An 11,387-nucleotide genomic window follows, 5' to 3' on the forward strand; every position below is an offset into this window, starting at 1 on the left:
CCGAGAGCGAGCACCCCATCATGAGCAACGACGCCCCGGCCGGGGAAACCATCGCCGATGACGAAGACCACTGGCCGGCCTTCGACATCACCCCGAAGGCGTACGAGGAAGCGGTCGCCGCGATCGCCAAGTCGATGAATTTGGACATCGTCGGTTGGCAGGTCCAGCACCTTGAGTCGATCGAGGCCCCTGACGGCGTCTACATCATGGACGTCACCGCCCGCTTCCAGCTGGCGGGCATGGACTTCCTCATCCTGTTCGAGTGCAAACGGCACAAGACCCGCGTCAAACGCTCCGACGTGCAAGTCCTGCACACCAAACTCCAGTCCATCGGCGCGCACAAAGGCGTCGTGGTGTCCGCCGCCGGGTTCCAGCGCGGCGCCCTCGAATTCGCCGAAATGCACGGCATTGCCTGCGTCCGCCTGGTCGACAACGCCTGGAACTACCTGACCCGCCACACCAAGACGACGAACCCGCCCGCCCTCACCGGCTCCTTCACCGGCTACGCGATCACGCCCGACGTCGAGGAGGACTACGACTTCGCCATCCTTACCGGCAACACCGACAACAGCCGCGCCGCGCTGGTGCCCCCGGGGTAGCCCGACCTGCGACAGCGACATCCAGCCATCCCGGCCAGACCGTCGCCCAGCTGGTCCAGGCCGTCGCAGACGCCCGGAAACATGAACTTAGGCCCCAGTAAGCAGTTCGGGCAGCTCGGCAAGCAGGCACGGGAACCAGCAGACCCGCCGTCCGTTCAACGTCACGATCGACATCGTCTTGCCGGACGGGATGCCGGCTATGTCGCTCCTGCCTCCGACGTCCGCGGACATCACCGGTCAACACAAGGAGTGGCCGCTGCGGTCTGGGTTTGAGGCGGACGACGACGTTAGCCGAGTTCGGGCTCGGCCGGCTCTCTGTGCGTGCCGAGCCCTTCGGCCCCGCCCTCCGCAGCGATGCTCCTGACGTCGGCGTCGCCCGCGGGAGAACGATCCGGCAGGGCGTAGTCCTGGGTAGTGGCGGAGATCGCGGTGGTCAGTCGATCGACGTTCGCCGAGAGGGCGGCGATGCTGGCCTGGAGCGCGACTGCCGAAGACGCGGAACGTGCGTCCATCGCCTGGGTGAGCAGGGCGTTGTAGAGGTAGCCGGGTCCTTGTGCGCGGTTCGTGGTGCCGCCGTTGAGCGTATAGAATGAGGTCGACGACAACGAGTTCTGAGCACTTGGGCTTTGGATTTGGGGACCGCGTTCGCCTGTGGGTGGAGCGGTCCTGTCGTCAGTCAGGGACAGTTCTCTGCCGGTCGCGGCGTCGTGGATAGTGGCGACGCTGGCGACGCGACTCCACCACTGCGGTTCGTCGAAGACCAGGGCGCGCTGGAACGCCCACGCGGTGACGTCGGGAAGCCACAGGGCGGGTTGGTTGCGGTCGTCGACGTGTTGCAGCCGCATCCGGGCGTTGATCTGCTGGCTGCGGACGAGGCGCCGGTAGGTGGTGACGTCGGGCAGGTCGCTCGGGTTGATCTTGCGGCCTTGGAGCTGGGTGTCGAGTTGTTCGCGTGGGCTGGCGCGGGTGTCGAGGACGACGTCGCGGACCTTCTGGTCGTTGAGCTGGTGCAGCAGCTGGGTGAGCGCTGCCTGCCGGGCGGCTTCCTGGTGTTCGCCGAGAGGTGCTTGGGCGATCATCAGGGTCCAGCCGGCGTGGGCCTCGGTGGTGTCGAGCATGTCTTCGATGGGCTGGATGTGGCCGCGCCGGTAGAGGTCGCTGGCGTGGAACTCTTCGTGTGGGCCGGCGGCTTGGCGGGCGGCGTCGATGACGTCGGACAGGTCGTCGGCGTCGACGAGCACGGCGGCGAACAGGTACGCCCCGGGATGCTGGTGCAGCCGGATGAACGCTTCGTCGACGAACGCGACGGGGTGCGTGCTCATGACCGCATCTGATCGTGCCGGCTGGCCTGAGCCCAGGTAGGGCAGTTTTCATGGTCGAGCGTCGGGGTGTCAGGCATGATCCGCCTCCGGCTCGGAGTGGTCGGGCGGCGTGTCGAGGTCGGGGTCCTCGAGGACGCGCTGCTGTGCGGTTTCGGCGTGTGCGGTGAGGTGGTCGGGCACAGGCCGGGCGTGGGGTTGCGGGCGGGTGGCATCGACGGCACGCACCCGCGCCGCGGTGGCGCGGACCGCGTCCGCGAGGCTGCTGGCGTCCTCGGCAAGGTTCTGCGCGCGCCGGGCGGCCTCGGCCGCGGCAGCAAGGCCGGCGTAGCGGGTGGGTAGCGCCTCGGCGTACCAGTCGGCCCAGCCTTGGTGGCGGCCTTCGAGGTCGTGCACCCGTTCGCGGATGACGTCGATGCGTCCGCGCGCGGAGGTGAGCCGGTCTTGTAGTTCGTCGACGGTGGTGCTGGCCCGCAGCGCATCGGTTCGGGCGTGCTGGTGGCGGATCGCGGCCCGGGTGTGCAGGGGCCCGGCGTGCCACCACCGGGGCTTGGTCGCGTCGGCGTGCCGGGTCGCGGAGGCCGCGGCGGTCTGGGCGGTGGCCAGGTCGACGCGGGCGTCGCGCAGCTGGTTCTCGGCGCCGACGAGCTGGGTGTGGGCCGCGCGGAGCTGCCCGGCGACGTAGGCGGGGGCGTTCTGGTCGGCGTCGCGTTGCGCCGTGATGAGCGCGCGGAGCTGGCCGTCGGTGGCGGAGTGGATCTGCCCGGCGAGGGTGGCGACGCCGAGCACGGTCTGCGCGCGCTGCCATCCCCCCCACTTACCGACGTCGCGGGGCGATGGTTCGGGACCGATCGGGTCGTCGCCGCTGAGGCTGTAGCGGTCGCGGTAGGCAGCGACCACGGCGGCGCGGCTGGTCCATTGCCGGCGCCCGGCCTGATCGGCGGGCACCGCTCCCAGCGCCGCGGTCCAGGCGGGTCGTTCTGCGGCGGCCTGGTGGGCGAGGGCGTCGATGCGGGTGTCGCAGATGGCGGCGACCTGGCGCAGGGCGTCGCCGATGTCGCCGTCGATGGCAGGTACGCGCTGGGTGTAGGTGCCGGCCTGGGCGGGGCTGAGCGCGACGGCGGGGTCAGGTTGCAGGTCGTGGTATGCCTGATCGATGCGCCAGGCGAGCACCGCAGCGGTGTCGCGAGCGCTGTTCAATTCCCGCTCGGAAGCGACGGCGGCGAGGACTTGATCGGGGTCGTATCCGGCGGCGGCCAGCGCGTGCAGGCGGCCGGCGAGGGCGGGCATAGCCGGGTCAGCGGCCACGTTGTCGGCAACCGCCGCTCCGGCCACACCGCGGATGACAGCGGTGTATCGGGCGGTGCCGGCGCGGGCGGTGAGGTCGTCGTAGATGGGGCCCCAGTGCCGCAGCGTGTCGGCGTCGGCCCACAGGGTTTGTTCGGTTTCGGTGGCGGAGCGGTCGGTGCCGTCGTCGCGCAGGATTGCGGCGAGCACGGTGATGCCAGCGGTGGCCGGTGCGGGTGGATGGGCTTCGGGTGGTTCGTCGGCGGTGACGACCGCGAGCTGGTTGAGGAGTCGGCCGCGGGTGGCCATGACGTAGAGCCGGGCGCGGGTGGTCGCAGCGTCGATGATGGCGCGGGCGGCGTCGACGGTGCGGCCTTGGGCGGAGTCGACGGTGGCGGCGTAGGCGAGCTGGACGTGTTCGGCGACGTACTCGGCGGGCAGCGCGGTGGTGGCGTGGCTGGCCGCGTTTTCGACCAGGAGGGCACCGTCTGGACCAAGTTGCAGGATGCGCCATTGGGTGCGGTTGGCGACGAACGCGTCGCCCGCTTGCAGAGTGCGGTTGTTGCGGCGGGTGACGATCAGGTCCCCGACGCCGGCGTGGGTGCCGTCGCCGAGGGTGACAGCCGGCCCGGCTTGCACGAGTCCGGCGCGGATGAGCAGGCGCCGAGCTTGGGTGGCGATGTCGGCGGCTTCGGCCTGGGTTTCGACGAGGATGAGGCTGGTGCGGCCTTGCAGGACGTCGGCGGCCCACCCGTCGAGGACGTGGTTGATGAGTTCGGTGCGGTGTCCGGCGATGATCCGGCCGCGGCGGTCGTACTCGGCGAGCACGGTGGTGTCGCCCTCGCGCAGCCGCAGGGAGGCGGGGCCTTCCCACGGGTCGGTGAATCGGCGGACCTCGCGTAGCTGGGTGGTGGTGCCGAGGGAGGCGAGGTAGCGGAACATTCCGCCCGGGCCGATCGCGGAGATCTGCTCGGGGTCACCGACCAGGATCAGCTTCCCGCCGATGGGTTCGAGGAGTTGGGTGAGGCGGACCAGGTCGAGCGTGGAGGCTTGCGACGCCTCGTCGATGATCACCCACTGGCCCGGTTGGAAGGCCCAGTCGGCCGGGGTGGTGCCTTCGGGTGGCATCGATTGGGCGTGCAGCCACATGGCGATGTTTTCGGTACGGATGCCGGGCTGATCCCCGTCGCGGGTCGCGTCGGCGAGGACGAACGCGGCGTTCTGCCCGACCGTCAGGCCGAGCACTGGCACGCCGGCCTGCCGGGCTGCAATCCCGACGGCTCGCTGCAGATAGGTTTTGCCGGTGCCGGCCGGGCCGACGATGCCGGTGACGCGGCGGGTATCGCCGACGGCGAAGTGCAGCGCGGCGCTTTTCTCATCCGACAGGTCGAGCCGGTCAGCGACCGCATCGAGCAACGTCCGGGATGCGGCGGTGGCGCCGTATCGGGTGGCGTAGGCGAGGAGTTCCTTCTCAGCGGCCAGGACGGGTTCGGTGGAGAGTTTCAGGTCGCGGTGGCGGCTGTAGATGCTCTGTCGATCGGAGCCGCGGACCAGGGTGTCGCCCCATTCGAGCAACGCGGGCGGGGTCAAGACCCGCAGGCCGCCGGCCCGGGCGCGGATGGCTTGGGCGGCGTAGCGCTGCACTTGCTGCCAGTCCGAGCGCCGGTCGGCGGTCGGGTTGACGTGCAGTTGGCGACCGATGGCGAGTTCGAGGTGGTCGAGGCTGAACACGGCGCGTTCGGCGCTGAGCTCATCAACAGCGCGTTCGACGGCCAGGTGCGGCAGCCGCCGGATCGCGGCCGTGATGACCGGCGTCCGCTGCTCCTCGCGCTCGATACCGAGCCGTAGCGCTGCGGCGTCCAGGTCCTGCACCCGTAGGTGCTGGCCGGCACGGTGACGTTGCGCGAGACGGATGACCTGCCGTGCCTGCTGGTCGACGGGGTCGACCGCGCGGCCTGCGGCGATCCGGCGGACGTCGGCGGTCGTGTCGAAGCCCGCTTGGCGGTCTTCGCGCCGCCACCGAGCAACGGCTTCATCGGTCGATTCAGGGCCGTCTTTGGGACGTCGGGTGCGCAGCGTGGCGTCCTGCGCGGAACGGCGCCACCGCCCGGTGGGAATCCATTCGCGGCCGGTGCTCGGGTCGCTGTGGCGGCCGTCGAGCTCGTTCTCCACGGAGGCACGCCGCTTGGAGTAGTGCATGATCGCGCGGGGGTCGAACCCAACGATTTCCCGGATCGGGGAGCCGGCGCGGGCGGCGAAGCGGACGCCGAGGCGGCGGCCGAGTTGGTGTTCGACGGCGCGTTCGTAGGCGATGCGGGCGCCGATGGTGGCTTGGTAGAAGGCTTTGCTGTCGAGAGCGAGCCACGTCTCGCGGCCGTCGCGGACGACGCGGACTTTCGAGCTGACGATGATGTGGGAGTGCAGCTGCGGGTCTTTTTCCCGGGACATGCGGTGGTCGAAGACCGCAGCGGCGAGCCCGTCGGTGTCGACCTGCACGATGCCGTTGGTGCCCAGCCGGGTGAACGCCCCGTGCGCTCGCAGGTGTTCCAGGGCGGCGCGCACGCCGTCGTGGTGCGACGCCATCACCTCGCGTTTGACCCGCTCGTCGCCGAAGGCCCACAGCAAGCTGACGCTCTTGACCGGTGAGACCGTGACGTCGAACCCGGCTACGGGATGACGTTCTGGGGCGGTCCATATTCGCAGCCAGACCTGGGCGACTTGCTCATAGGTGGCATCCTCGGGTAGCGCTTTCCACGCCTTTTCCACGGCGGCTTGCCGGGCGTCGTCGTCGAGCGCCTCGAATTTGCGCCACAGGCGGCCGAGCTGTTCGCCGGTATTCGGGTGCCGCCCTTCGCCGATGAGGTTTTGCAACTGCTTCTGGGTGACCTGCGCGTGCACGCCGAACAGCGCCTGGCTTTGGCCGGCCCACCAGCCGGGCGCCTCGCCGTGCGCGGCCGGATCCGCGTGGTAGGCCACTGCTGCGCTGGGCGCGGCGGGCCGGAAGTCGTGTCTGCCGGTGGCCACCTGCTGCGTCAGGTAGGCGATCCCGGCCCCCGGGGAAATGCGGGTTACCGAGAGCATGCCGCCGAGCGTAGGCACCCGCCAGGCGCCTTTGCGACATTGGAATGCCAGGGGGTGTGCTAGTTCAGGGAAGGGGTTAAAGGGTGGCCAAATAACTGACCTGGTCAGAGATGGTGTGAGCAATGTTGAACGATTTGGGTGACCATTTTCAACTAACATTCAACGATTGCCGGATGTGGAGGGCGAGGCTTCGTAATAGGTAGGTTCGATGCTATGGCTAGCAAAGAGACGAATGCGGCGGTGGCGCGGCTGCGGGAGCAGGACGACGCGGAGCAGCGTGAGCTACGGCAGCGGCAGGCGGCGCGGAAACGGGCGCTGGCAGCGGTGGAGGCGCGACAGGCGGCGGTGACGGCGGCCGAGCGGGAGCGGGACACGGTCACGGCCCGGTTGAATGCGGCGGTTGTGGACGCGCATGCGGGCTTCGATCTGGCGGTGGCGGTGCTGGCGAGGCTGAGTCCGTCGGTCGAGCGCGCTGCTGAGTTGGTGGGTCCGTCGGTGGCGGAGGTTCGGCGGGCGGTGCAACGCGCGCCGAAAGCAGACGTGGACGCGCAAGCCGCGCAACTGCTGACGGGCAGCGAGGGGCGGCGGTCTCGCGCGCCTCGCGCGGTGGCCAGCCGCGGAGCAGGCGACGCGCGGACGGTGTTAACGCGTACCGAGCCAGAGTCAGACCGCGACCGTGATCAGCGCGGCGACGCACAGCACGGCGGCGACGCAACCGAGTAGTGCGGCGGTGAAGCCGATCCGGGCGACGATGCGGCCGATCCGGTCGTTGTTGATCAACGGCACTGGGCTCCTCGGGGTGCCGCTGTGAGAGTAGTCGCGCTAGGCTGGCTGGCGACCGTCCTATGGCACCTTCGGGTGCCGGATGTTGTCGGTGTTTAGGCCGACGGACCTTGCCGGGTACACCCTTCGCGGGGTGTCCTCCTTCGGGAGGCCGTCGGCCTTCCTCATGCCCTGCGCCCTGCCAGGTACGGCCGTGAGCGATGGGCGCGGCAGCCCGGGGCGGCGCGCTCGATGCGCGTCGACGCGGTCGCTGGACGCGCGGACGGCCGGGAGACCAAGGGTCCCCCGGCCGTGACGATCGCTAGAACGGGACTTCGGTCTCGCTGAGCTGGTAGGCAGCCGAGAGCGGCTGCGCGACAGCGAGCATCGCTTGCATGTCGCTGACACCTTCCTTCTCGGCATCGGCGCGCAGGGTCTCCACGAAGCCTTCGGGGGCGGTGGCGTAGCCGTCGAGGATGTCGAGTACCCATTCCGGCTCCGTGATCGGGGTGGCGTCGTCCCCGAGTTCGATGCTCGGGCAGGGCCAGGCGTCGCCGTCTTCATAGATGTGGACGTAGTACGAGCCGTGCCCGGGGTCCCATCCGGCGATCACCAGCGCGATACCGTCGACCAGATCGTAGATTTCGTGCGCACTCATGATGAGCCGTCCTTTGCTTGTGATGTTTCGGTGTTGTCGGGAGTTGCCGCTCCCGAACAAATAGACTCTATCAATTGCAATGGCGCGCATCAATAGTGAATCGGAAAAGAATCGAATTGAATTTGGGCGCAAGTGCGAATAGAAGCGCATCGGCGCAGCTAGGGGGCGCGGGGTTCGGTTTTGAGGCGCTTTTTCGGCCGGTGGGGGCGAGCTTGCTCGCCAGGTTGCGCGGTGGCTGGAGCCAAATTCGTGGCGGGGGGTTTCGGGGAAAAGATCATGTGGTTTGTGCATGATGTTTTCCCCGCCCGCTGCGGATTTGGTGGAGGCTGCCGCGCAACCTATCCTGTCGGCGCAGCCGGCGGCCGGAAAAGGGTCTGGCAGTGCGGCCGCAGGCCGCTCCGGTCTGGCCGGCCCGTCAAGGGCCGGGGTAAGCGCAAGGCTGTGCAGCTGCGCCGCGCGCCCCGGTGCAGCCCTTGGGTCCGCCGATGAGACTCAATGCTCCGGCCCTGACCGGGGTTGGCCAGGGCCGGAATGCCGTTCAGGCGCCGAGTCCGTACCGGTGGGCGAGCTTCGGGCCCAGTTGCACGGCGGCGACAGCGGCGGGAAGCTGGCGGTGCTGCCACCCGTCGAGGGCGGTCGCGAGATCGGCGCCGTACTTGCGGTGCTGGCTCAGAGCGGCGGCCAGACCGGCGGCTTGTTCAATGCCGTTGTTGGCGCCGCGGGCGGTGTGCGGCCGGACGGGAGCGAGGGCGTCACCAAGCAGAACGGCGTGGCCGGTGCCGATGGCCCAGACCATCCGAGTGGGCGGGTCGATGTCCATGACCGCGGCGGCCATCCGGGTGCTGGTGTCGTGGACCAAGGCGGCCTGCTCGTCGGGCAGGTACTGGCGGGCGCTGGCGTCGACAGCGGCGCGGGCCGCTTCGGTGATGTGCTGGGGCAAGACGAAGACGCGGCGGGCCGGGGTGGCGCCGAAGTAGTCGAGGTACTGGGCCGGGGTGGCGCTGAGGTAGAAGGTCCAGTCGCAGCCGCCGGGGATGGGCGCGAGGTTGAATTGCATCCCGTTGTGCGGGTCGGGCTCGAAGCGCAGGAAGTCGCGCAGGCCGGGCTGGCTGGTGCTGGTTTGTCCCCGGTGGGCGACGTAGCCGGCGTAGTGCAGTCGGCGGTCCGGGTCGAGCAGCCGCCGGCCGATCGAGGCGCGGCCGTCGGCGAAGACCACGAGGTCGGCCTGCGCGCTGTCGCCGTCGGCGAAGTGCAGCAGCGGCCGTCCGTACTCGCCGGTCAGGCCGGTAACTCGTTTGCCGGTGTGTGCCAGGCCGGCGGGCAGGCGGCGGGTCAGGGCTTGGTGCAGCAGTGTCCAGGTGGTGTTGCGCCCGGCGAACAGGTGGCGGTGTTCGGCTTCGGGCCGGCGGCGGCAGACGGTGATGTCCATGACGGCTTCGGAGTCGTAGCGGACGAACTCGTGCTGGGGCACGCCGAGCTGGTCGAGGATGTCGAGCGAGGAGTGTTCGAGGCCGATGAGGCCGCCGCCGAGCGGGGCGCTGGCCGGGACGGCTTCGTAGAGGGTGACGTCGGTGAACCCGGCGTGGTGTAGCAGCAGGGCTGCGGTGGGGCCTGTGAGAGATCCTCCGACGACGGCGACGCGTAGCCCGTCGCGGTTGCGGGGCGTGGCGGTGTGGCTGCTCATGGGTGACCTCCGGGGCGCGAACCGTGCGACCCGCGCCGGTTTGCGCCGGCGCTGCCGCGTTGACGAGGCCACGGGGGGAGCGGCGCGGCGGGTGGCTGGCAAGCCCAGGGTTTGAGGTCAAAAGATCTTGGAAGCGCAGCGCGGTGGGGCGGTGGTGGTGGTCGGTGCTGCGCTTCCAAGATGTTTTGCCGGGCTTGCGGGCCGCCGCCGGGTCGGTCATCACAACGGGATCGGCGAACGCGGCGGCCGGGTGATGGCCGCCGCCTTCGCCGGGCTTTGTCGTCCAGGCGTGTCGCCGGTGGGCGTCATCGCGGCGGACGGCGCGGCAGCGACGCCTGGTGCGCTGAGGTTTCGGCACCGGGCCCGGCCCGCCCGGGGGTGGGCGGCACTGCACCGCCGAGTCAGGCGGCGGCGTCGACGTGCTGGACGCGGCGGCGCAGCTCGCGCAGCGGCAGCGGACGGCTGACACCGGCACGACGTTCTTTGAGGATCGCGACATCGCCGAGTTGCGCGCGCAGCTTCTCCTCCTCGGCTTCGGCGGCCAGGTACCGCTCGGGTGCGACGGCGAGCAGGTGCCGCCACTGGCGCTGGCCGGCACGCACACAGGTGCCGAAGCATCCTCTTAACCGGACTACGGAGTGTTGATCTAGAATCATGATCACCTTCCTGTAGAAGTGCAGCAGCCCCGAGGATGAGGTGCTGCATGGGTGTGTTCGACGGGCCGATCCGCGACATAGCGGAGCTTCGGCCGCCGAGGTGGGGTCGGGTCCGCGAGGTCGACGATGTGGTGCCGTGGCAACTGGTCGACCAGGCGGGTCGCCCGGTGGAGCCGGTATATCGGTACCTGCGTGATCTCGTCGCGCAGGGCAAGTCGTTGGGGACGGTGCGCACGTACGCGTACGTCCTGCAGCGGTGGTGGCGGTTCCTGATCGCCGTAGGTGTGGCATGGGACCGGGCGACGTCGGCGGAAGTCCGGGACTACGTGCTGTGGCTGCGGCACACGGCGAAGCCGGGCGCGACGCTCAGGAAGGCGTCGGCGGCGACCGCGGGGACGGTCAATCCGATCACGCGCAAGCGGTACCCGGGCGACGAATACCAGACGTCGACGATCGTGCACAGCAACGCGGTCGTGCACGGCTTCTACGAGTTTTGGATCGAGCGGGGCGCCGGGCCGGTAGTCAACCCAGTCCCGCACGAGCGGGCTCGCGGTGGCCGGCCGCAGGCGCACCACAATCCGATGGAGCCATACCGTGCGCAGGGCCGGATGCGGTACAACCCGCGCAAGCCGAAACGGCGGCCGCGGGCGATCCCGGACGCGTTGTGGGTGCAGCTGTTCGGCGCAATGCGCTCGAACCGGGACCGAGCGATCCTGGCGCTGGACGTTAGCACCGGCGCACGGGCGGCCGAGCTGCTTGGGATGCGCGGCGCGGATATCGACTGGGGCGGCCAGCTGATCTGTGTGCGACGCAAGGGCACAAAGGCGTCGCAGTGGCTGCCGGCGAGCCCGGACGCGTTCGTGTGGCTGCGGCTCTACCTCGCGGAACTCGGCGAACTCGGCCCGGACGATCCGGTGTGGCAGACCCTTCGCCAGCGCCGCCGCGGGGCCGGCGAGCTGGAGCGGCAGCCGCTGAGCTACGACGCGTGGCGGGCGGTGCTACGCCGGGCCAACGCGGCGCTGGGTACGAACTGGTCGACCCATGACATGAGGCACACCTGCGCGATCAGGATGGTTCGCGACCAGCGGCTGTCGCTGCGCGACGTGCAGGTGATCCTCGGCCACGGGCACCTCACGTCCACCGAGGTCTACCTGGTCGAGGACGACCAGGAAGTCATCGACCGGGTCCTAGACCATCTCGCCGACCGCGAACAGCAGCCGGCGAAGCGTTCTGCGGCGACCGCGCCAGGATATGACGCCGGTGACCTGGCCGTGCTCTTCGGGGCCGGGTGATCGCCGATGTCTACGACTACGACAGCGCCGGCTCGCCCCGGCGCCCGGC

The 11,387-nt window shown here is 69.8% G+C and carries 8 protein-coding genes; 3 read left to right on the forward strand and 5 right to left on the reverse strand.

Features of this window, described 5'->3' with window-relative positions:
• Window positions 1-20: 20 nt before the first annotated feature.
• The gene (locus tag Afe05nite_RS29825; protein ID WP_203820568.1) at window positions 21-599 is read left to right on the forward strand and encodes a restriction endonuclease; all 579 of its coding nucleotides are present in this window, start codon (window positions 21-23) and stop codon (window positions 597-599) included.
• Between the two features lie 287 nt (window positions 600-886).
• Here Afe05nite_RS29825 and Afe05nite_RS29830 read toward each other — a convergent pair whose 3' ends face one another.
• Both Afe05nite_RS29830 and mobF read right to left on the reverse strand, forming a co-directional pair.
• A complete protein-coding gene (locus Afe05nite_RS29830; RefSeq protein WP_203820569.1) occupies window positions 887-1,921 on the reverse strand; it encodes a hypothetical protein in 1,035 nt (344 codons plus the stop codon).
• Between the two features lie 69 nt (window positions 1,922-1,990).
• The gene (gene mobF / locus Afe05nite_RS29835; RefSeq protein WP_203820570.1) at window positions 1,991-6,286 is read right to left on the reverse strand and encodes a MobF family relaxase; all 4,296 of its coding nucleotides are present in this window, start codon (window positions 6,284-6,286) and stop codon (window positions 1,991-1,993) included.
• A gap of 213 nt (window positions 6,287-6,499) precedes the next feature.
• Here mobF and Afe05nite_RS29840 point away from each other — a divergent pair, with 213 nt between their 5' ends.
• A complete protein-coding gene (locus tag Afe05nite_RS29840) occupies window positions 6,500-7,009 on the forward strand; it encodes a hypothetical protein (protein WP_203820571.1) in 510 nt (169 codons plus the stop codon).
• 361 nt (window positions 7,010-7,370) lie between these two features.
• On the opposite strand, the gene Afe05nite_RS29845 is transcribed toward Afe05nite_RS29840, so the two are convergent.
• The 3 genes from Afe05nite_RS29845 to Afe05nite_RS29855 form a co-directional block, all read right to left on the reverse strand.
• Window positions 7,371-7,706 (reverse strand): hypothetical protein, encoded by a 336-nt coding sequence (locus Afe05nite_RS29845; protein WP_203820572.1) that lies wholly within the window; start codon window positions 7,704-7,706, stop codon window positions 7,371-7,373.
• A 538-nt stretch (window positions 7,707-8,244) separates the two neighbouring features.
• Entirely contained in the window at window positions 8,245-9,390 is a 1,146-nt protein-coding gene (locus Afe05nite_RS29850) for an FAD-dependent monooxygenase (protein WP_203820573.1), read from the reverse strand.
• Between the two features lie 401 nt (window positions 9,391-9,791).
• The gene (locus Afe05nite_RS29855; RefSeq protein ID WP_203820574.1) at window positions 9,792-10,046 is read right to left on the reverse strand and encodes a hypothetical protein; all 255 of its coding nucleotides are present in this window, start codon (window positions 10,044-10,046) and stop codon (window positions 9,792-9,794) included.
• A gap of 47 nt (window positions 10,047-10,093) precedes the next feature.
• Here Afe05nite_RS29855 and Afe05nite_RS29860 point away from each other — a divergent pair, with 47 nt between their 5' ends.
• Window positions 10,094-11,338, forward strand: a complete 1,245-nt coding sequence (locus tag Afe05nite_RS29860) for a tyrosine-type recombinase/integrase (protein ID WP_203820575.1) — start codon at window positions 10,094-10,096, stop codon at window positions 11,336-11,338.
• Window positions 11,339-11,387 lie beyond the last annotated feature (49 nt).

The organism is Paractinoplanes ferrugineus (genome assembly GCF_016862195.1).
Classification (GTDB): Bacteria; Actinomycetota; Actinomycetes; order Mycobacteriales; family Micromonosporaceae; genus Actinoplanes; species Actinoplanes ferrugineus.